This is a genomic window from Streptomyces sp. Alt3 (assembly GCF_030719215.1).
Classification (GTDB): Bacteria; Actinomycetota; Actinomycetes; order Streptomycetales; family Streptomycetaceae; genus Streptomyces; species Streptomyces glycanivorans.
In genome coordinates this window covers 6362639-6383093 of sequence record NZ_CP120983.1, presented here as the reverse complement: position 1 = coordinate 6383093, position 20455 = coordinate 6362639, and the positions used below count along the sequence as shown (strand labels likewise).

The window sequence follows — 20455 nt, the reverse complement described above, 5'->3', positions numbered from 1 at the left end:
CTCCCTCCCCCGCACCAACAGGAGTTGAACGACGTACGACGTCGAGCGGGCCTGCACATCAAACCGTGCCGCGTTCGGGGACGAATCGGGACACGGGGCGTGGCCGGTGCCGGACGTCCTGGCCGAAATCCTTCTGCCCGGAGCGCGCTCACACCTCCAGGCCCGGATCAGCCGGCCCGTGAACGCCTCGGGTTCAGCTCTTCGCGCGCGAGCGGGCCTTGAACGCGGCCTTGCGGGCGTCCTTCGCGATCTTCCGGTCCCGGTGCAGCCGCCCCACGGCCTCCAGCACCTCCGCCGTCGCGGGGTGCTCGACCCTCCAAGCCTGGTCGAAGAAGCCGCTGTGCCGGCCGGAGAGCCCCTCGACGAGCTCCTGGAGCTCGTCCAGGTCGCCGTCGGAGTCCAGCTGGGCGGCGATCGTGTCGACGGCGAGCCAGAAGATCATCGACTCCGGGGGCGCCGGTACGTCCGCCGCGCCGCGCTCCGCGAGCCAGACCCGCGCCAGTCCGCCGAGTTCGGGGTCGGCGAGCACGGCGCGTACGGCGGGCTCGGCCTCCGGCCCGACCAGCGCGAGGGCCTGCTGGCAGTGGAGCCTGCGGAGCGGGGCGCGCTCGTCGGCTCCGCGCGCCGCGGCCAGGAGTTCCGCGGCGGCGGTCTCCGCCCCTTCCGCCCCGCGCCGGCCGAGCCAGAGGCCGACCTCGGTGCGCGCGGCCTCCTCGGGGTAGTACGCGATGCCGTCGAGGAGGACGTCGGCGCCCTTGTCCGCGAGGTCACCGACGGCGGGGGCGTCCACGCCGGCCTCCAGCATCCGTTCCCGGATGCCGTAGAGACCGAGCGGTGTCAGCTTCACCATGCCGTAGCGGGTGACGTCCTCGTCGTCGGCGGGCGGTGTCGCCTCCTCGCCCTCCTCGGTCAGCAACGCCTCGTCCACCGGCCGGTAATCGACGATCCCGATGGGGGCGAGGACCCGGAACTGGTCGTCCAGCCTCATCATGACCTCGGACACCTGTTCAAGGACGTCGTCCGTGGGCTCGCCCATGTCCTCGGGCACCACCATGGACGCGGCGAGGGCGGGCAGCGGCACCGGGGCGTCCGCGGGGCCGGCCTCCGAGAGCGTCAGCAGATAGAGGTTGCCGAGCACTCCGTCGAGGAACTCGGCCTCCTCCTCCGGGTCCCAGTCCAGGGCGTCGAAGTCGACGCTGCCGTCCTCACCGATGAGGTCGGCGAAGTCGTCGAAGGCCGGGGCGGTGGCGTCCGCGTGCACGGCCTCCAGGCCGTCGAGCCAGATCGCGAGGACGTCCTGCGGCGATCCCGAGGTCAGCAGGCCCAGGTTCTCGCCGACCGTCACGGTGCCCTCGGCGTCGCCCTCCGCCTCCTCGTCCTCCGGGTCCTCGACGTCGAGGAGCCCCGTGTCGACGGCGAGGCGCCATGCCTCGCTGGCGTACGCCGCGCCGTCCTCGTCGTCGCCGAGGCCCAGGTGCTCGGCGGCTGCGGGCAGCTGCGCCTCGACGAGCTCGCCACCGGCGCCCACCCGGGTCGCGGGACCGGCCCAGCGGGCGAGGCGGACGGCCCGGGCGAGCAGCGGAGCGGCCAGCGCGTCCCGTGCCAGCTCGGCCTCGGTGTGCAGCCGCACCGGCGGCAGGGAGGGGCGCTCTGCGGACATCAGGGGGTTCTCCTCGGGGCATGCGCGGGCTGTGTGCGACGGGCCGGCCCTCTGTGTACGGGTCATCGGCCGCGGCTCCAGCGTAGACGCATTTCGTCCCGTGCCGCCCGGTTCTACCCGAGCTCCGCGGCGATGCTGAGGACGGGCGTCCAGCGGCGCACGGTACTGCTCGCCAGACCGGGGTGGTTGCGGACCCTGTCCCACTGGGGTGTCGGTGATCCGACGCTCCCTCCGGGCGCGGCAAGGGCGTCGGCGTGCGCCCGTGCGGTCTCCCACTCCGCGTAGTTGAGCACGCGTGTGCCGTCCGTGCCGAGGTGGAAGTGGGCCGAGATGCCGCCGGGCGCGAGCGCCGGATCGCTGTCGATGGCCTCGAACACCGAGTCCACCCACTCCCGTTGACGTTGCGGGTCCGGCCCGACGAAGCGGATGTCCACGGTCACGACGCAGCCCGGCTCGCGGACGTCACCCTCCGCGAACCCGGAGCGGTACGGCTCGAAGGTGGCGATTCCCAGCCGTTCGACACCTGGAACGGCCGCGTCGATCTCGGCGTTGCGCTCGTCGCGGCCGCCGCGCGCGAAGTCCTGGTAGGCATCCTCCCCGGTCCACTGCGAGTGGTGGAGGAGCGTCCTTCCGTCCTCCCCGGTGTGGACGGTGTACGAGAGGAGGCCGGGGTGCGGCCACTCACGGCTGCCCCAGGCCGCGCGGACGGCTTCGACCGTGCGCGCCTGCCGCTCGGGGGTACCGGTGTCCCACGTACTGACCTTGACGACACCGGTGTCCGGACGGGTCAGGTCGGGACGGGAGGTGAACTGTACGGACGGCATGGCGTGGTCCTCTCCGGGCGCGCCCCTGCGGCGCCCCGCGATCACCACCCTCGTACGTCAAGCGCGCTTGAGGTCAAGGGCGTTCAGCCCGCCGTGTCCGTCCGCCAGGCCGTCGTGTTCAGCTCGTCCATCAGGCGGAGGTCGTGTTGCTCCAGCGGGAAGACCCGCGCCCCGGAATCCGGCGCGGCCGCGATCTCCAGGGCGTCGCCCTCGATGAGGTCGCCGCCCTCCTGGGTGGAGACCCAGGCCAGTACCGATGTGACCTGCCCGCCGGGTCGGAGCACGACCTCCTCGGGCCCCTCGTCGTCGCCGAACATCGATCCTCCCGCGTTGACGGGGACGGGGATGCGCTCACCGTCGTCGCCCAGCGCCCGGACCGACGGGTATCCGCGCACACGGTACGGCCGCTGCCCGCAGTTGGTGAGCGTGAGCGTGACGGCCCGGTGGAACATCGCCGTCTCGACGGGGCCCATGTCCACGACCGCACCGGACGCCGGGCAGCCGACGGCCGACGGGGAGGGGCTCGGCGCGCCCCGGGCCGGGGCGGGACCGGGGTCGGCCGGCCGCTCCACGGCAGCGCGGCTCGGTTCCGGGCCCGGCTCTCCCTCACCCGCCGGGACGAGGAATCCGGCGCAGCCGGACAGTGCCGGCGCGGCCGCCATGAGCACGGCCACCGAGATCGTCTTCCGTACGCGCATTCCGTGTGCCCCACCCCTGGAACGGTCCGTCGCCACTTTGTTCGATCATGCCGGACAGCGCTTTCACCGTTCAGCATCCCTTGCCCCTCACCCCAAGCAGATCTAAGTGGACCCGCACGGACCGGGCACGGAGACTGCGCACATGACTTCCCACACCGCCGGGCCCTTCGGCCGCGCCCTCTGCGCCATGATCACGCCGTTCACCGCCACGGGCGGCCTGGACCTGGACGCCGCCCGCCGCCATGCCGCCTCCCTCGTCGCGGACGGCTGCGACGGCCTCGTGCTCAGCGGCACCACCGGCGAGTCGCCGACCACGACCGACGAGGAGAAGACCGCGCTGCTGAGGGCGGTCCGGGAGGCGGTCGGGGGCTCGGTCCCGCTGATCGCGGGAGTGGGGAGCTCCGACACCCGGCACACGGTCCGGCTCGCGCGGGAGGCCGAGGCGGCGGGCGCGGACGGCCTGCTGGTGGTGACCCCGTACTACAGCCGTCCGCCGCAGGCCGCCGTGGAGGCGCACTTCCTCAAGGTCGCGGAGGCGACGGGCATCGGGCTGATGCTGTACGACATCCCGGGCCGCACCGGCACGCGCATCGAACCCGCGACGCTGCTGCGACTGGCGGAACACCCGCGCGTCCTCGCGGTCAAGGACTGTTCGTACGACCTCCTCGCGGCGACCGGGGTGATGGCGCGGACCTCGCTGGCGTACTACTCGGGCTGCGAGGAACTGAACCTCCCGCTGTACGCGATCGGCGGTGCCGGCTACGTCAGTACGGTCGCCAACGCGGTCCCCCGTCAGATGCGGGCCGTGCTGGACGCGTTCGACGCCGGTGACACCGCGGAGGCGGCCCGTCTCAACGGGCTGGTCGCCCCTCTGGTCGAGGCCATGATGGCCGCCGGCCTGCCGGGCACGGTCACGGCGAAGGCGCTGCTGGACGCGGGGCCCGTCCGCGAACCGCTGCAGCCCGCCGGCCGCGAGGCGGCCGCCGGGCTGCGTGGGCTGTACGAGGAACTCCTCGCCGCTGCCGACTAGTCGTTGCTGTGCAGGACGTCGTTGAGCCCGTCCCACACCGCGTTGTTCGGGCGGGCCTCGACGGCGCCGGTGACCGAGTTGCGGCGGAAGAGGATGTTCGAGGCACCGGAGAGCTCGCGGGCCTTGACGACCTGCCCGTCCGGCATCGTGACCCGGGTACCGGCCGTGACGTACAGACCGGCCTCGACGACGCACTCGTCGCCGAGCGCGATCCCGATGCCCGCCTCCGCGCCGATCAGGCAGCGCTGCCCGATGGAGATGCGCTCCTTGCCGCCGCCGGACAGCGTGCCCATGGTGGAGGCGCCGCCGCCGATGTCGGACCCGTCGCCGATGACGACGCCCGCGGAGATGCGGCCCTCGACCATGGAGGTGCCGAGGGTGCCCGCGTTGAAGTTGACGAAGCCCTCGTGCATCACGGTCGTGCCGGAGGCGAGGTGTGCCCCGAGCCTGACCCGGTCGGCGTCGGCGATCCGGACGCCCTTGGGCGCGACGTAGTCCGTCATCCGGGGGAACTTGTCCACGGAGGTGACCTGGAGGTGCAGGCCCTCGGCGCGGGCGTTCAGCCGGACCTTCTCCAGGTCGTCCACGGCCACCGGACCCAGCGACGTCCAGGCGACGTTGGCGAGGAACCCGAAGATGCCGTCGAGGTTCTGCCCGTGGGGCTGGACGAGGCGGTGCGAGAGCAGGTGCAGCCGCAGGTAGGTGTCGTGCGCGTCGAGCGGCTTGTCGTCCAGCGAGGAGATGACCGTGGACACGGCGACGATCTCCACACCACGGCGCGCGTCCACACCGATGGCCTTGGCCGCGCCCTCACCGAGACGGTTCACCGCCTCGTCGGGGGTCAGGCGCTGCGTGCCCGCGGGCCCGGGCTCGGCGGTGAGCTCGGGGGCGGGGAACCAGGTGTCGAGGACGGTGCCGTCACCGGCGATGGTGGCGAGGCCGGCGGCGACGGCGCCGGTGGTACGGGCGGAGCCCTGGGAAGTCGTGTCGGTCATGCACAGAACCTAACCGTCCGAGCCCCGCGCGGGCGAACCGGTCTCAGGTGCCGGAGCGTGTCCGTCCGTCTCCCGCCGGATCGGTGGTCACCCGGGGGCCCGTCGCCGTCGGCCCACGGGACGTTCACGCGTTCCGGACCGCGCGTGCTCTCAGCCGGCCGCCCCCTCGGCGACCCTCGCCAGCATCTCCCTGGTGTACTCGGGGTCGAACTCGCCCCCGGTGAGGAGCGCCTGGAGGCAGATCCCGTCCAGCAGGGCCGTGAGCGCCCGCGCGGTGGCCAGGTCGGTGCGGTGGGCGATCGGCTCGACCAGCGCGTCGGCCCACTCGCCCGCCACCGGCCGCAGGGCGGGCCGCCGCAGCGCCGCGAGATACAGCTCGTACTCCAGCTCCATCGGCCCGCGCCCTCCCGAGAACCACTCCCCCAGCAGCCGGGTCAGCGCGTCGGCGAGCGGGACCGCGGGGTCGGCGAGACTGCCCCCCTCCCGGACCATCCGGGCGAAGTTCTCGTTGCACCGCCGGAGCGCGGCCACCAACAGCTCGTCGAGGGAGGCGAAGTGGTACGTCGTCGAGCCGAGCGGCACGTCCGCCTCGGCGGCCACCGTGCGGTGGCTGAGGCCCGCGATGCCCTTGGCGCCGACGACGCGGATGGCCGCCTCGATGATGCGCTCGCGCCGCTCGGGGTCGTGGCGCCGGGCCATCAGTGGGCCCCTCCGAGATTGAGGACCACGACCCCGGCGATGATCAGCGCGATGCCGGCCAGCTTGGCGAGGCCGGCGGATTCGCCCATCCAGAGGACCCCGATGGCGGCGACGGCGGCGGTGCCCACGCCCGCCCAGATGGCATAGGCGGTGCCGATCGACAGCGTCTTCAGGGTCTGGGCGAGCAGCGCGAACGCCAGCACGTAGCCCACGACCGTGACGAGCGAGGGCCACAGCCGGGTGAACCCCTCGCTGTACTTCATGGCCGTCGTCGCGGTCACCTCCGCCGCGATGGCCGCGGCCAGCAGTCCGTATCCCATGCGTACAAGCGTACACAACGTTGTGTACGGCCGTACACAACACGCGCAGGCCCATGTCCCGGCCCTGTCACGCCAGGACCGGCCGGGGATCACCGGCACCCCGGGACGCTACGGTGTCCGCACCGGTACGACCTGATGACGACCGGACGATACGAACAAACGGAGCAGTGGTGGCGCAGGACGCAGGGTGGGGCGGGGGCGCCTACGGGGGCGCGTCGTACGGCGGTTACCCCTTCGGGGGGCCACCGGGGTGGGGCGGCTGGGTGCCGCCGCCGAAGCCGGGGGTGATACCGCTCGCCCCGCTGGGGCTCGGGGACGTGCTGGGCGGGGCGTTCTCGACGATGGGCAGGTACTGGAAGCAGCTGTTCGGCATGGCCGCGGCGCTCTACGGCGGCGCCACGCTGCTGATGGCGGCGGCGGTGGCCGTCGCCTACTCCGCCGTCTCCGACCACCTGGACCGGGTGGTGGCCCTCGACTACGACGAGACGGCCTCGTCCACGGACGTCGTTCCGCTCGTGACAGCCGGCATCGTCCTCGGACTGGTGGGCATCGTCACCATCTCCGTCGTCTCAGGGCTGATGTACGCGGCGGTCCCCGCGGTGCTGCAGGAGGCGGTCCTCGGCAGGCCGGTCGCCTTCGCGGCGGTGTGGCGCAAGGCCTGGTCCCGTGTCGCCCCCGTGATCGGCGCCCTGATCCTCACGTCCCTCGTGGCGCTCGTGCCCGTCCTGCTCGTCATGACCGCCTTCTTCGGGCTGATCATCAGTGTCCTCGCCATGGACAGCGGGGGCGGCGCCGCCATCGCCCTGTCACTGGGCCTCATCGGCGCCCTGGCGACCGGACCGCTGGCGGTCTGGCTCTGGATCAAGGTCTGCCTGGCGCCGGCGGCCGTGGTCTTCGAGGGCCAGGGTCCCGTCGCCGCGCTGCGCCGCTCCAGCCAGCTGGTGAAGGGCGACTGGTGGCGGATCTTCGGCATCACCCTGCTGGCCGGGCTGATGGCCGCCGTGGCCGGCTACATCGTCCAGATCCCGTTCTCGTTCCTCGGCCTGTTCCCGGGCATGATCGGGACCGCGTCGCTGGACGAGGACCCGAGCACCGCGGCGGTGGTGGTGGCGATGAGCGGCTATCTGGTCGCGACCCTGCTGGGGATGACGGTGAGCCAGGTCATCTCCACGACGTTCCCGCAGCTGGTGACCGGCCTGCTCTACGTCGACCGGCGGATCCGGACGGAGAACCTCGGCCCGGTGCTGGCCGAGGCCGCGGGCGTACCGCCGCAGGGCTTCCCCCAGCAGGGGCCCGTCCCACCGCCGCCCGGAGGCGGGACACCGCAGTGGTGACCCGCCGCCCGGCGCCGGTGGGGTGAAGCCGGTCAGCCGCCCACGGTGAACCAGGTGGCGCGGGACTTCTTCCACTCGGCGTGGTCCAGGTCCTTCGCCTCGGTGCCGTCACCGTAGAGGTCGGCCGCTCCGGCGTCGGTGATCACCTGGGCACGCGTCCCGGCGGTCGTCAGGTCCGGCACCGAGACGACGGCCTCCCAGCCGCCGGGGTCGCTGGTGGGCAGGTCGGTCCGCTTCACCGGCGCGTGTCCGGCGACGCCGTCCCAGCTGTAGAGGGCGTAGGGGTCGGAGTTGTCGTCGGCCGCCCAGGACCCGGCCACGATCAGGTACTGGTCGGCGGCGTTCTTCCGGATGTCACGGATGGTCAGCCCGCCGAGGTCCAGCTCGACCGGTGTCCCGAAGACGGCCTTCGCCCCGCTGCCGGCGACCTTGTCGAAGTTGGTCACGGGCACGAGCAGCGCCTTGGCGCCCGCCTTCGGCGGAACCAGGGGCGCGCGGAAGCCGACGTACGCGGTCGTGGTCGAGCCGGGTGCGAACTCCAGGCCCTCGACGTTGAACCCGTCGATCTGCTTGGGCGCCTGACCGTCGTCGGTGCCCGCGGCGAAGCCGAACCGGTCGCCGTTCGCCTCGTCCCAGGCGACCAGGTCGTCGCGGAGCTTCTTGTACGAGCCGCCGACCGTCAGCTGGGTGGCGGCGCCGGAGCCGGTGACGGTCGTGGTGAAGACGGTGTTGCGGGCGGACTTGTACTCGCCGTCCTTGTTGTTGCCGAGCGACCCCGTCCAGTAGACGGTGTTCCCCACCCGTGCGGCCCCCTCGATGTCGATCTCCTTGCTCACTCCGAGCTTCGAGGCGACGTCCCAGGTCCGCACGGGGGCACCGGAGACCGAGAGGTCGTAGAGGCGCAGGGTGTTGGACTCGTCGTCCGCCACCACCGCGTACCCGCCGCCGACGTCGACGGCCGCCGAGGCGTCCGACGAACCGGTCAGGTAGCGGGTGCCGGCGGAGTTCTGCACGGCGGCCGACGCGGCGTAGCGCAGCACCTTGGTCGCGGTCTTCCCGCCGAGCCCGGTGACCTTCAGGGTGAGGTCGGTGTACCCGCGGGCGTGCGCGGCGACGGAGACCTGCCGGGTGGCGCCGGTGCCGGTGACGGTCACGTCGGAGACCGCGGCCACGGACGACCTGGAGCTGGCGGAGGCGGTCACGGTGAGCGCCGAGACGTCGGCACCGCTCTGCGCGACGGTCACGGCGACCAGGGGGTCGCCCGTCGCGCCGACGGCACCGGACAGGTAGGAGGCCGACAGGGCGATCGTCGGGGTCCCGTAGCTCGCCGCGTGCGCGGGCACGTTGCCGACCGACGCGGCCAGTACGAGGATCCCGGCGGCGGCGAAGGCCGCCCGTCGGTTCTGGAGCGGAAGCTGGTGCAGCACGGCGTGCCTCTCGTCGGCGTGGTGTCGAGGAGCAGGCTCCGGCCCCGGCGCCAACGGCGGGCACACGGCACGGGTACGGCGGACGAACAGCACGGGACGCCCGTGCGGCCCGGCGCGGACCCGTCGTCCCGAGGGTCTGAGGAACGGCGAACGGCCGTGGCCGCCAGGAGGACTGGCGGCCACGGCCGTTCGCGCGGGTGGAGCGGGAGGTCGATCAGACGTTGAAGCCGAGCGCGCGGAGCTGCTCACGGCCGTCGTCGGTGATCTTGTCCGGGCCCCACGGCGGCATCCAGACCCAGTTGATCCGCAGCTCGTTGACGATGCCGTCCGTCGCGGACTTCGCCTGGTCCTCGATGACGTCGGTCAGCGGGCAGGCCGCGGATGTCAGCGTCATGTCGAGGGTGGCGATGTTGGCGTCGTCGATGTGGATGCCGTAGATCAGGCCCAGGTTGACGACGTCGATCCCCAGCTCGGGGTCGACCACGTCGTACAGCGCCTCGCGGACCTCCTCCTCGGAGGCCGGCTTGGTCGTGAGAGTCTCGTTCTCGCTCATGCGGTCTTCCCTTCGGACAGCGCCTGCGCCGTCGCGTCCTTCCACGCCATCCAGCTCAGCAGCGCGCACTTGACCCGGGCCGGGTACTTGGAGACGCCGGCGAACGCGACCGCGTCCTCCAGCACCTCCTCCATCGCGTCGTCCGGCTCCAGCTGACCCTTGGACTGCATCAGTTCCAGGAATGCCTCCTGGATCTTCTGCGCCTCGCCGAGCTCCTTGCCCACCAGCAGCTCGTTGAGCACGGAGGCGCTGGCCTGGCTGATGGAGCAGCCCTGGCCCTCGTAACTGACGTCGGCGATGGTCTCGCCGTCGTACTTCACGCGGAGCGTGATCTCGTCGCCGCACGTCGGGTTGACGTGGTGCACCTCGGCGTCGCCGTCCCGCAGGCCACGCCCGTGGGGGTGCTTGTAGTGGTCCAGGATCACTTCCTGGTACATGGAATCAAGCTTCACCAGTCAACCCTCTGCCGTCTAACCGAAAAAGTTCCGCACGTGCTCCAGCCCGTCCACCAGGGCGTCGACCTCGGCCGGCGTGGAGTACAGGTAGAACGACGCTCGCGTCGTCGCAGGAATTCCGTACCGCAGGCAGACCGGCCGTGCGCAGTGGTGGCCGACCCGGACGGCGATGCCCTGCTCGTCGAGCACCTGCCCCACGTCGTGGGGGTGGATGTCGCCGAGCGTGAAGGAGATCGTCGCCCCGCGGTCCTCGGCCGTCGCCGGACCGATGATCCTGAGGTCCGGGACCTCCAGGAGCCGGCGCACCGCGTACTCGGTGATGGCCTGCTCGTGGCGGTGGATGTTCTCCATGCCGATGGCCGAGAGGTAGTCCACGGCCGCGCCGAGGCCGACGGCCTGCGCGATCGGGGGCGTTCCCGCCTCGAACTTGTGCGGAGCCGGCGCGTACGTCGACGAGTGCATCGACACGGTCTCGATCATCTCGCCGCCGCCGAGGAAGGGCGGCAGGTCCTCCAGGAGTTCCTGCCGTCCCCAGAGCACGCCGATGCCGGTCGGGCCGACCATCTTGTGACCGGTGAAGGCCACGAAGTCGGCCTGCAGCGCCTGCACGTCGAGCACCATGTGCGGGGCCGCCTGCGAGGCGTCGATGCAGACCAGCGCACCGACCTGCTGGGCGCGCCGGACGATCGCCTCGACCGGGTTGATCGTGCCCATGATGTTGGAGACCAGGGTGAAGGAGACGATCTTCGTCTTCTCCGTGATGATCTCGTCGATGTTGGACAGGTCGAGGCGGCCGTCGTCGGTGATGCCGAACCACTTCAGCTTCGCGCCGGTGCGCTGCGAGAGCAGCTGCCACGGCACGATGTTGGAGTGGTGCTCCATCTCCGTGGTGACGATCTCGGTGTCGCTGTCGACCCGGTAGGGCTCATCCGCCCAGCCGAGCATGTTCGCGACGAGGTTGAGCGACTCCGAGGCGTTCTTGGTGAAGATCACCTCGTTGCGGCTGGGAGCGTTGATGAAGGCGGCGACCTTGTCGCGGGCGCCTTCGTACAGCGCGGTGGCCTCCTCCGCGATGGTGTACACACCGCGGTGGACGTTGGCGTTGTGCCGCTCGTAGTACTCACTGAGGGCGTCGAGCACCTGGCGCGGCTTCTGCGAGGTCGCCGCGCTGTCCAGGTAAACGATCTTCTTGCCGTCGTGGACCGTGCGGTCCAGGATCGGGAAGTCCTTGCGGATCGCCTCGGTGTCGAGGAGGCCGGAGAGCCCCTGTCGGGCGTCAGTCACGCGGAAGCGCCACCCTTCACATATGCCTCGTAGCCCTCGTTCTCCAGCTTGTCGGCCAGCTCCGCGCCGCCGGACTCGGCGATGCGGCCGTTGGCGAAGACGTGCACGAAGTCGGGCTTGATGTAGCGGAGGATCCGCGTGTAGTGCGTGATCAGCAGGGTGCCGACCTCGCCGCCCTCACGGACCCGGTTGACGCCCTCGGACACGACGCGCAGGGCGTCGACGTCGAGGCCGGAGTCGGTCTCGTCGAGGATGGCGACCTTCGGCTTGAGGAGCTCCAGCTGGAGGATCTCGTGGCGCTTCTTCTCACCGCCGGAGAAGCCCTCGTTGACGTTGCGCTCGGCGAAGGAGGGGTCCATCTGGAGCTCGGCCATCGTCTCCTTGACCTCCTTGACCCACGTACGCAGCTTGGGGGCCTCGCCGCGGACGGCGGTGGCGGAGGTGCGCAGGAAGTTGGAGACCGAGACGCCGGGGATCTCGACCGGGTACTGCATGGCGAGGAACAGGCCGGCTCGGGCCCGCTCGTCGACGGACATCTCCAGGACGTCCTCGCCGTCCAGGGTCACCGTGCCGCTCGTGATCGTGTACTTGGGGTGACCCGCGAGCGAGTAGGCGAGGGTGGACTTGCCGGACCCGTTCGGGCCCATGATGGCGTGCGTCTCGCCCTGCTTCACGGTCAGGTCGACGCCCTTGAGGATCTCCTTCGTGGCGTTGTCGGCCTCGACGGAGACGTGCAGGTCGCGGATTTCAAGCGTTGCCATGGGTGACTCAGGACTCCTGGGTGACGGAGACGAGCACATCGTCCCCTTCGATCTTTACGGGGTATACGGGGACGGGGCGCGTCGCGGGAAGACCGGACGGCTTGCCGGTGCGGAGGTCGAAGCTCGATCCGTGCAGCCAGCACTCGATCGCGCAGTCCTCCACCTCGCCCTCCGACAGCGAGACGTTCGCGTGCGAGCAGATGTCGTTGATCGCGAACACCTCGCCCTCGGTGCGGACGACGGAGACCGGCGTGCCGTCGAGCTCCACCCTCTTGGGGGTGTCGTCCTCCAGCTCGCTCAGCCCACAGGCTCTGACGAAGGCCATCTCAGACCGACGCCTTCAGCTCGGCCTCGATCTTGTCGAGGAGCCGGTCCTCGACGTCCGGCAGGCCGATCTGCTGGACCAGCTCGGCGAAGAAGCCGCGCACGACGAGTCGGCGGGCCTCCTCGGCCGGGATACCGCGGGACTGCAGGTAGAACAGCTGCTCGTCGTCGAACCGCCCGGTCGCCGAGGCGTGGCCGGCGCCGACGATCTCGCCGGTCTCGATCTCCAGGTTCGGTACGGAGTCGACCCGGGCACCGTCGGTGAGAACCAGGTTGCGGTTCATCTCGTAGGTGTCGGTTCCCTCGGCGGCGGCCTGGATGAGCACGTCACCGATCCACACGGCGTGGGCGTCGTCGCCCTGGAGGGCGCCCTTGTACACCGCGTTGGACTTGCAGTGCGGGGTGTTGTGGTCGACCAGGAGGCGGTGCTCCTGGTGCTGGCCCTTGTCGGTGAAGTAGAGGCCGAAGAGCTCGGCCTCCCCGCCGGGGGCGGCGTAGGCGACCCGGGGGTGGAGACGGACGAGGTCCCCGCCGAAGGTCACGATGATCGACTTGAACGAGGCGTCGCGGCCGACCAGCGCGTTGTGCTGGCCGACGTGGACGGCCGTGTCGTCCCAGTCCTGGACGGAGACGACGGTCAGCTTGGCGCCGTCGCCCAGGACGTAGTCGACGTTGGCCGCGAGCACGGCGTCACCGGTGTGGTCGATGACGACGACGGCCTCGGCGAAGGCGCCCAGCTCGACGACCTGGTGGCCGTAGGCCACGCCGCCCTCGCCGTGCACGGTGATCCGGACCGGCTCGCTGAGCACGGCCTCCTTGGCGACCGTGACGACCGAGGCGTGCTGGAAGGACGAGTACGCCTGGGCGGCGACCCGGTCCACCGGGGTGCCCGCCCTGCCGAGACGGGCGTCGTCGCGGCCGACGGTCTCGACCGTGACGCCCGAGGGCGCCTCGACGACGACCTTGACACCGTCACCGGTGGCGACGGCGGTGCCGTCGTGCAGGCCGCGCAGTCGCTCCAGCGGCGTGAACCGCCACTCCTCCTCGCGGCCGTGCGGGACCGGGAAGTCCGCGACGTCGAAGGACGGGGGCGCGCTCATGCGCGTGGCGACGGTGGACTCTGCCGCCACCGCGATGGACCCGGCGGTGGTGGAGCCCGCAGGGATGTTCTGAGCCTCAGCCATGGCTGTCGTAGTGCTCGCTTTCTCAGTCAAGAACTCTCGGGGACGATCGGCGGACGGCGGGGCCGTACTAGCCGACCGAACCCTCCATCTGCAGCTCGATCAGCCGGTTGAGCTCGAGGGCGTACTCCATCGGCAGCTCCTTGGCGATCGGCTCGACGAAGCCGCGCACGATCATCGCCATGGCCTCGAACTCCGTCATGCCGCGGCTCATCAGGTAGAAGAGCTGGTCCTCGGAGACCTTGGAGACGGTCGCCTCGTGACCCATCGACACGTCGTCCTCACGGACGTCCACGTAGGGGTAGGTGTCGGAGCGGGAGATGGTGTCCACGAGCAGCGCGTCGCACAGCACGTTGGACTTGGCGCCCGGCGCACCCTCCCCGATCTCGATGAGACCGCGGTAGGAGGTGCGGCCACCGCCTCGCGCCACCGACTTGGAGACGATGTTGGAGGAGGTGTTCGGTGCCATGTGGACCATCTTGGCGCCGGCGTCCTGGTGCTGGCCCTCGCCCGCGAAGGCGATGGACAGGGTCTCGCCCTTGGCGTGCTCGCCCATCAGGTAGACGGCCGGGTACTTCATGGTGACCTTGGAGCCGATGTTGCCGTCGACCCACTCCATGGTCGCGCCCTCGTACGCCACGGCGCGCTTGGTGACCAGGTTGTAGACGTTGTTCGACCAGTTCTGGATGGTCGTGTAGCGGCAGCGGCCGCCCTTCTTCACGATGATCTCGACGACCGCGGAGTGCAGCGAGTCCGAGGAGTAGATCGGCGCGGTGCAGCCCTCGACGTAGTGGACGTAGGCGTCCTCGTCGACGATGATCAGCGTCCGCTCGAACTGGCCCATGTTCTCCGTGTTGATCCGGAAGTAGGCCTGGAGCGGGATCTCGACGTGCACGCCCTTCGGCACGTAGATGAAGGAGCCGCCGGACCACACGGCGGAGTTCAGCGAGGCGAACTTGTTGTCACCGACGGGGATGACGGTGCCGAAGTACTCCTTGAAGAGCTCCGGGTGCTCCTTGAGCGCGGTGTCGGTGTCCATGAAGATGACACCCTGCGCCTCGAGCTCCTCGTTGATCTGGTGGTAGACCACCTCGGACTCGTACTGCGCGGCGACACCGGCGACGAGGCGCTGCTTCTCCGCCTCGGGGATGCCGAGCTTGTCGTACGTGTTCTTGATGTCCTCGGGCAGGTCCTCCCAGGACTCCGCCTGCTTCTCCGTGGACCGGACGAAGTACTTGATGTTGTCGAAGTCGATCCCCGACAGGTCCGAGCCCCAGTTCGGCATGGGCTTCTTGCCGAACAGCTTCAGGCCCTTGAGCCGGAGCTTGAGCATCCACTCCGGCTCGTTCTTCTTCTCCGAGATGTCGCGGACGACAGCTTCGGACAGGCCGCGCTTCGCCGCCGCGCCTGCCGCGTCGGAGTCGGCCCAGCCGAATTCGTACGTGCCCAGGCCATCGAGCTCAGGGTGGGCAGTCTCCGTAGGGAGCGTCATGCGGGGTTCCTCCCGGCCGTACTTGCAGATGCTGAATGAGTGGTCTGTGAAGTCTGTGGTGCCGTGGGGCTGCCGCGCGGAACGAACGTCGTGCACACACCGTCGCCGTGGGCGAGGGTGGCGAGACGCTGCACATGGGTCCCGAGCAGACTGGAGAAGAACTCCGTCTCCGCCTCGCACAGCTGCGGGAACTGCTCGGCTACGTGCGCGACCGGGCAGTGGTGCTGGCACAACTGCTCGCCCTGCTGGGGACCCGGCGCGCTACGCGCCGTAGCAGCGTACCCGTCGGCCGACAAGGCCTTGGCCAGGGCCTGGGTGCGGGCCTCGGGGTCCGCGGCCTCGATCACGGCCCGGTACGTCTCGGACTGGGAGGCCATCCTGGCGCGGGCGAAGGCGACGAGCGCCTCGTCCCCGGCGGTGTCGGCGATCCAGCGGAGCGCGTCGGCGGCGAGCTTGTCGTAGGACTGGTCGAACGCGTCCCGGCCGCAGTCGGTGAGCGCGAAGACCTTGGCCGGACGGCCGCGGGTCCGAGCCCCGTACACCCGCTGCTCGCGGGCCTCGACCACATCGTCCGAGACGAGGGCGTCGAGGTGACGACGCACGGCCGCCTGGGTCAGGCCGACCCGCTTCGCCAGATCGGCGGCGGTGGACGGGCCGTGGTCCAGGATGGAGCGCGCGACCCTGTTGCGCGTCGAGCGCTCACCGGTCGCGAGTTCCTCCTGAGGAGCCTCGCCAACGTATTTCACAACGCCATTGTTGCGTAATTCCTTCGGGCCTGACAACCCGCCTCCGAACCGGGCGCGGTGCGCTTCATCACTTAGGCAGACCTAAGTTGACCTGCGGAAACAGCTGATCTCGACAGTCCTTCGCAGGTGGGCGCCCCCTCGGCCCGCCCCGGGGCGGGCAGGTCCCGGGCCCCGGGAGAACGCTCCGGACACGTCCGGACACAGGAGGGAACCCGGCGCGCCGGACCCCTTCCGGGCCAGCCTAGACTTGCCCGCCATGAGCAGTGAGCCCGTCGTACAGGCCAGGGGCCTCGTCAAGCGGTACGGCACCAGGACAGCGGTCGACGGCCTCGACCTGGAGGTCTCGGCGGGCGCGGTGACCGCGGTCCTCGGCCCCAACGGCGCCGGCAAGACCACCACGATCGAGACCTGCGAGGGCTACCGGCGGCCGGACGGCGGAACCGTACGGGTCCTCGGCCTGGACCCGGTCGCGGACGCCGCCGCGCTCCGCCCCCGGATCGGCGTGATGCTGCAGTCCGGCGGTGTCTACTCCGGCGCCCGCGCCGAGGAGATGCTGCGCCACATGGCGAAACTCCACGCCGACCCGCTGGACGTGGACGCCCTCGTCGAGCGGCTCGGACTCGGCAGCTGCGGCCGGACCACCTACCGCCGGCTCTCCGGCGGGCAGCAGCAGCGCCTCGCCCTGGCCATGGCCGTCGTCGGCCGCCCCGAGCTGGTCTTCCTGGACGAGCCGACGGCGGGCCTCGACCCGCAGGCCCGCCGCGCGACCTGGGACCTGATCCGGGAGCTGCGCACCGACGGGGTGTCCGTCGTCCTCACCACGCACTTCATGGACGAGGCCGAGGAGCTCGCCGACGACGTCGCCGTCATCGACGCGGGCAAGGTCATCGCCCAGGGCAGCCCCGAGCAGCTGTGCCGCGGGGGCGCCGAGAACACCCTGCGCTTCACGGGCCGCCCCGGCCTGGACCTCGGCTCGCTGCTGAAGGCGCTGCCCGACGGGAGCGAGGCGGCGGAGCTGACCAGCGGCACCTACCGCATCACCGGGCGGATCGACCCGGAGCTGCTGGCGACCGTCACCTCCTGGTGCGCCCAGCACGGCGTGATGCCCGACGGCATCGCCGTGGAGCGGCACACCCTCGAGGACGTCTTCCTGGAACTGACCGGCAAGGAGCTGCGCGCATGAGCGCCGGTACGTACACCCCGCGCCCCGGCGCCGCCCCGCTTCCCCGCATGATCGCGGCACAGACCGTGCTGGAGACGCGGATGCTCCTGCGCAACGGTGAGCAGCTGCTGCTCACCGTGGTCATCCCGACGCTGCTGCTCGTCCTGTTCAGCGCGGTCGACATCGTCGACACGGGAGCGGGTGAGACGGTCGACTTCCTGACACCGGGCGTCCTGGCGCTCGCGGTGATGTCCACGGCCTTCACCGGCCAGGCCATCGCGACCGGTTTCGAACGGCGCTACGGCGTCCTCAAGCGGCTGGGCGCCTCGCCCCTGCCCCGCTGGGGCCTGATGGCGGCCAAGACGCTCTCGGTACTGGTCACGGAGGTGCTGCAGGTCGTCCTGCTGACGGTGATCGCCTTCGCGCTCGGCTGGTCCCCGGAGGGGAACCCGTTCTCCGTCCTGCTGCTGCTGGTACTGGGCACCGTGGCGTTCTCCGGGCTCGGACTGCTGATGGCGGGGACACTGAAGGCCGAGGCGACGCTGGCCGCCGCCAACCTGGTCTTCCTGCTGCTGCTGGTCGGCGGCGGGGTCGTCGTGCCGCTGGACAGGTTCCCGGACGCCGCACAGTCGGTCCTGGGCCTGCTGCCGATCTCGGCTCTCTCCGACGGGCTCAGGGACGTGCTTCAGCACGGCGCCGCGATGCCGTGGGGCGACGCGGCGGTCCTGGCCGTCTGGTCCGTGCTGGGACTGGGCGCGGCGGCGCGTTTCTTCCGCTGGGAGTGAGCCTGGCCCGGGGCGGCTCCCTGAGCGGCGCCCCGGGGCATTGTCCGGGCTCACCCGGGAATGCCCACCCCTCGTGAAAACATGCACAAGCCGTTCCCTACGATAGGGCGCGTGGAAACCCCCATCTCCTACATCGCCAAGCGCTGGACACCGTCGGCGAAGACGGCCAAGCGAGCGGCGCTCGCCGCGGTGGTGATGAGCGTCTTCATCATCGTCACGGGCGGTGCGGTCCGCCTGACCGGATCGGGCCTGGGCTGCGACACGTGGCCCAAGTGCACCGACGACAGCCTCTTCGCCACCCCCGAGCAGGGTCTGCACGGCGCCATCGAGTTCGGCAACCGGATGCTGACCTACGTCCTGTCGGCCGCGGTCGGCTGGGCGATCATCGCGGCGCGCTCCCTGAAGCCCCGCAGGCGCGGTCTCACCCGCCTGGCCTGGTCGCAGTTCTGGCTGGTGATGGGCAACGCCGTCATCGGCGGGATCACCGTCTGGGCCGGACTCAACCCCTGGTCGGTGGCCGGGCACTTCCTGCTCGCCAACTGCCTCCTCACGGTGACCGTGGTCACCTGGGTGCGGATCGGTGAGGGCGACGGCACACCGCGCCCCCGCGCCCCGCGCCCGGTGCGGCAGCTGTCCTGGGCCGTCGTCGCCGCCACGGTCCTGCTGATGGTGCTCGGCACCACGGTGACCGGCTCGGGCAAGCACGCCGGCGACAGCAGCGACGTACCGCGCATGCCGTGGGACTGGAGCGCCGCCGCGCACATCCACGCCATCGCCGCCTGGGTCGTCTGCGCCCTGGCCATCGCGATGTTCTTCGCCCTGCGCGTCGTGGACGCCCCCGCCGACACCCGGGCCCGCGCCCGTGACCTGCTGCTGGTGCTGCTGGCACAGGGCGCCATCGGCTATGTGCAGTACTTCAGCGACGTACCCGAGATCCTGGTCGGGATCCACATGCTCGGCTCCTCCCTGATGTGGATCGCGGTCCTGCGGCTGCTCCTGTCGCTGCGCGAGCGCCCGGTGGGCGACGCCGGCATCCCCGCTCCGGCGAGCGGGCAGCAGCCGGAGCACGCGGCAGCAGTCTGACGGCACCGCACGGACACACGAGAGCCGCTGTCACCCCGCCCCTGAGGGGCCCGGGGTGACAGCGGCTCTTCGTCGTACCTGCGCCGGGCGGGAGACGCCCGGGCGCGTCAGCCCTTGTCGTCGGAGGGGCCGCCGACCTGGATGCCCGCCATCCGGGACCACTCGTACGGGCCCGTGCGGACCTTGGCCGCGAACTCGCCGTCGAAGTCCTCGTGGACCGTGATGCCGGCCTTGCTCGTGGCGTTCTCGGCCACCGCGTAGGAGGGTGCGACGAGATCGCCCCAGCCTCCGTCCTCACCGACAAGCACGATGCGGGTGCCCATCCGCCCGAGGTGGGCGAGCTGCCCCTCGGCACCGCCGTGCGCCTTGGCGAAGGCGTTGATCTGCTTGGCGAGCTTCGCAGCCCTGCGCTCGGCGCGGGCCGCGTGCTTGTCGTCCGTCTGCTGGGTCTGAGGCTCTGCCGTCTCTGCCATGGTCAGGATGCTACCGACGGGTAGATCGACTGGCGACGGGCGGGGGGCGTGGCGTCGGCCACGTCCCCCGCCCGTCGGCGGAGCCTCTGCGCGTGCGGGACTACCTCAGGAAGGGGTCCACCGCGACGGCGACGAAGAGGAGCGAGACATAGGTGATGGACCAGTGGAACAGCCGCATCTCCTTGAGCTTGGTGCCGGTGACGCCGGACTTGGCCCGGTTCTGCAGGCCGTGGGCCTCCCAGAGCCAGAAGCCGCCGGTCAGTACGGCCACCAGGGTGTAGAACCATCCGGTGTAGCCCAGCGGGGTCAGCAGGAGCGAGACGCCGACCATCACCCAGCTGTAGATGACGATCTGGCGGGCGACCACCTGGTTGGAGGCCACGACCGGGAGCATCGGGACGCCGACGCGGGCGTAGTCGTCCTTGACCTTCATCGACAGCGGCCAGTAGTGCGGCGGCGTCCAGAAGAAGATCACCGCGAAAAGAATGACCGCGGCCCAGCTCATCGAATTCGTCACCGCGGACCAGCCGATGAGCACCGGCATACAGCCGGCGATTCCACCCCAGACGATGTTCTGGGAGGTACGGCGCTTCAGCAGCATCGTGTAGATGACGACGTAGAACAGAAGTGCGCCGAGTGCGAGTGCAGCGGAGAGCCAGTTGACGAACAGTCCGAACCACGCCGTGGAAATCACCGCGAGGGCGATTCCGAAGGCGAGGCACTCACGGGGGCTCACCATGCCGGTGACCAGCGGGCGCTGAGACGTACGGTCCATCAGCGCGTCGATGTCACGGTCGATATACATGTTGAGCGCATTGGCACCGCCCGCGGAGAGATATCCGCCGATGGTGGTGGTCACTACGAGCCAAAGATCGGGCACGCCCTGAGCGGCGAGGAACATCACCGGAACGGTGGTGATCAGCAGCAGCTCGATGATGCGCGGCTTGGTAAGAGCCACGAATGCCTTGATGCGGGCCCCGAACGGGCGCTGGCCCACTGGGCTCGGAGTCAAGGCGACCCCTGCGGGTCGGGACTCGACGGCCGTCACGCACACCCCTGACAGAGAAATCCCAGCAAGCTCCGGGCGGGAAGGCCCGGTAAAGACTTGCGCGAACCAGACCACTGTAGACGTTGGGTACACGCCGCCCTTCGCGGGGGTGGGGTCGTGT

General features: G+C 70.7%; 22 protein-coding genes. 5 read left to right on the top strand and 17 right to left on the bottom strand.

Going from position 1 to position 20455, the window contains the following annotated elements:
* Nucleotides 1-193: 193 nt before the first annotated feature.
* The 3 genes from P8A20_RS28145 to P8A20_RS28135 all read right to left on the bottom strand — a co-directional run bounded on the left by P8A20_RS28145 (nt 194) and on the right by P8A20_RS28135 (nt 3182).
* Nucleotides 194-1660: a hypothetical protein gene (locus P8A20_RS28145; RefSeq protein WP_306104459.1), complete on the bottom strand. Its 1467-nt coding sequence runs from the start codon at nt 1658-1660 to the stop codon at nt 194-196.
* Between the two features lie 113 nt (nt 1661-1773).
* Nucleotides 1774-2484, bottom strand: coding sequence for an antibiotic biosynthesis monooxygenase (locus P8A20_RS28140; protein ID WP_147962865.1), 711 nt, complete (start codon nt 2482-2484; stop codon nt 1774-1776).
* A gap of 83 nt (nt 2485-2567) precedes the next feature.
* A complete protein-coding gene (locus P8A20_RS28135; RefSeq protein ID WP_306104458.1) occupies nt 2568-3182 on the bottom strand; it encodes a DUF4232 domain-containing protein in 615 nt (204 codons plus the stop codon).
* A gap of 142 nt (nt 3183-3324) precedes the next feature.
* Between P8A20_RS28135 and dapA the strand changes: the two genes are divergently transcribed.
* The gene (gene dapA / locus P8A20_RS28130; protein WP_147962867.1) at nt 3325-4212 is read left to right on the top strand and encodes a 4-hydroxy-tetrahydrodipicolinate synthase; all 888 of its coding nucleotides are present in this window, start codon (nt 3325-3327) and stop codon (nt 4210-4212) included.
* Here the strand turns inward: dapA and dapD are convergent.
* From dapD to P8A20_RS28115, 3 genes are all read right to left on the bottom strand, one after another.
* The gene (dapD, locus tag P8A20_RS28125) at nt 4209-5207 is read right to left on the bottom strand and encodes a 2,3,4,5-tetrahydropyridine-2,6-dicarboxylate N-succinyltransferase (protein WP_147962868.1); all 999 of its coding nucleotides are present in this window, start codon (nt 5205-5207) and stop codon (nt 4209-4211) included. The genes dapA and dapD overlap by 4 nt on opposite strands.
* A gap of 150 nt (nt 5208-5357) precedes the next feature.
* Nucleotides 5358-5906 carry a TetR/AcrR family transcriptional regulator gene (locus P8A20_RS28120; protein WP_306104457.1) on the bottom strand — a complete coding sequence of 183 codons (549 nt, stop codon included), beginning with the start codon at nt 5904-5906 and terminating at the stop codon, nt 5358-5360.
* Entirely contained in the window at nt 5906-6226 is a 321-nt protein-coding gene (locus P8A20_RS28115; protein ID WP_147962870.1) for a DMT family transporter, read from the bottom strand. The genes P8A20_RS28120 and P8A20_RS28115 overlap by 1 nt, the downstream gene beginning before the upstream one ends.
* 170 nt (nt 6227-6396) lie before the next feature.
* Here P8A20_RS28115 and P8A20_RS28110 point away from each other — a divergent pair, with 170 nt between their 5' ends.
* Complete coding sequence (locus P8A20_RS28110; protein ID WP_306104456.1) at nt 6397-7560, top strand: DUF7847 domain-containing protein; 1164 nt, start codon at nt 6397-6399, stop codon at nt 7558-7560.
* Nucleotides 7561-7592: 32 nt separating this feature from the next.
* Here P8A20_RS28110 and P8A20_RS28105 read toward each other — a convergent pair whose 3' ends face one another.
* The 9 genes from P8A20_RS28105 to P8A20_RS28065 form a co-directional block, all read right to left on the bottom strand.
* Nucleotides 7593-8987 carry a hypothetical protein gene (locus P8A20_RS28105; RefSeq protein WP_306104455.1) on the bottom strand — a complete coding sequence of 465 codons (1395 nt, stop codon included), beginning with the start codon at nt 8985-8987 and terminating at the stop codon, nt 7593-7595.
* Nucleotides 8988-9201: 214 nt separating this feature from the next.
* A complete protein-coding gene (locus tag P8A20_RS28100) occupies nt 9202-9540 on the bottom strand; it encodes a metal-sulfur cluster assembly factor (RefSeq protein ID WP_014156915.1) in 339 nt (112 codons plus the stop codon).
* Complete coding sequence (gene sufU, locus P8A20_RS28095; RefSeq protein ID WP_147962872.1) at nt 9537-9992, bottom strand: Fe-S cluster assembly sulfur transfer protein SufU; 456 nt, start codon at nt 9990-9992, stop codon at nt 9537-9539. The genes P8A20_RS28100 and sufU overlap by 4 nt, the downstream gene beginning before the upstream one ends.
* A gap of 18 nt (nt 9993-10010) precedes the next feature.
* Complete coding sequence (locus P8A20_RS28090) at nt 10011-11279, bottom strand: cysteine desulfurase (RefSeq protein ID WP_147962873.1); 1269 nt, start codon at nt 11277-11279, stop codon at nt 10011-10013.
* Nucleotides 11276-12040 carry a Fe-S cluster assembly ATPase SufC gene (gene sufC / locus P8A20_RS28085; protein WP_014156912.1) on the bottom strand — a complete coding sequence of 255 codons (765 nt, stop codon included), beginning with the start codon at nt 12038-12040 and terminating at the stop codon, nt 11276-11278. The genes P8A20_RS28090 and sufC overlap by 4 nt, the downstream gene beginning before the upstream one ends.
* 7 nt (nt 12041-12047) lie before the next feature.
* Entirely contained in the window at nt 12048-12365 is a 318-nt protein-coding gene (locus P8A20_RS28080) for a bifunctional 3-phenylpropionate/cinnamic acid dioxygenase ferredoxin subunit (RefSeq protein WP_147962874.1), read from the bottom strand.
* Between the two features lies 1 nt (nt 12366).
* Entirely contained in the window at nt 12367-13548 is a 1182-nt protein-coding gene (sufD, locus tag P8A20_RS28075) for a Fe-S cluster assembly protein SufD (protein ID WP_147962875.1), read from the bottom strand.
* Nucleotides 13549-13615: 67 nt separating this feature from the next.
* The gene (gene sufB, locus P8A20_RS28070) at nt 13616-15037 is read right to left on the bottom strand and encodes a Fe-S cluster assembly protein SufB (protein WP_031094525.1); all 1422 of its coding nucleotides are present in this window, start codon (nt 15035-15037) and stop codon (nt 13616-13618) included.
* Complete coding sequence (locus P8A20_RS28065) at nt 15034-15783, bottom strand: helix-turn-helix transcriptional regulator (RefSeq protein ID WP_147962876.1); 750 nt, start codon at nt 15781-15783, stop codon at nt 15034-15036. The genes sufB and P8A20_RS28065 overlap by 4 nt, the downstream gene beginning before the upstream one ends.
* Before the next feature lie 256 nt (nt 15784-16039).
* Between P8A20_RS28065 and P8A20_RS28060 the strand changes: the two genes are divergently transcribed.
* The 3 genes from P8A20_RS28060 to P8A20_RS28050 all read left to right on the top strand — a co-directional run bounded on the left by P8A20_RS28060 (nt 16040) and on the right by P8A20_RS28050 (nt 18813).
* Nucleotides 16040-16966: an ABC transporter ATP-binding protein gene (locus P8A20_RS28060; RefSeq protein WP_147962877.1), complete on the top strand. Its 927-nt coding sequence runs from the start codon at nt 16040-16042 to the stop codon at nt 16964-16966.
* Entirely contained in the window at nt 16963-17730 is a 768-nt protein-coding gene (locus tag P8A20_RS28055) for an ABC transporter permease (RefSeq protein WP_306104454.1), read from the top strand. The genes P8A20_RS28060 and P8A20_RS28055 overlap by 4 nt, the downstream gene beginning before the upstream one ends.
* A gap of 81 nt (nt 17731-17811) precedes the next feature.
* Nucleotides 17812-18813: a COX15/CtaA family protein gene (locus P8A20_RS28050; protein ID WP_371606534.1), complete on the top strand. Its 1002-nt coding sequence runs from the start codon at nt 17812-17814 to the stop codon at nt 18811-18813.
* Nucleotides 18814-18920: 107 nt separating this feature from the next.
* On the opposite strand, the gene P8A20_RS28045 is transcribed toward P8A20_RS28050, so the two are convergent.
* Nucleotides 18921-19286 carry a hypothetical protein gene (locus P8A20_RS28045; RefSeq protein WP_306104453.1) on the bottom strand — a complete coding sequence of 122 codons (366 nt, stop codon included), beginning with the start codon at nt 19284-19286 and terminating at the stop codon, nt 18921-18923.
* Nucleotides 19287-19386: 100 nt separating this feature from the next.
* Nucleotides 19387-20334 carry a heme o synthase gene (locus P8A20_RS28040; protein ID WP_187282372.1) on the bottom strand — a complete coding sequence of 316 codons (948 nt, stop codon included), beginning with the start codon at nt 20332-20334 and terminating at the stop codon, nt 19387-19389.
* Between the last annotated feature and the right edge of the window lie 121 nt (nt 20335-20455).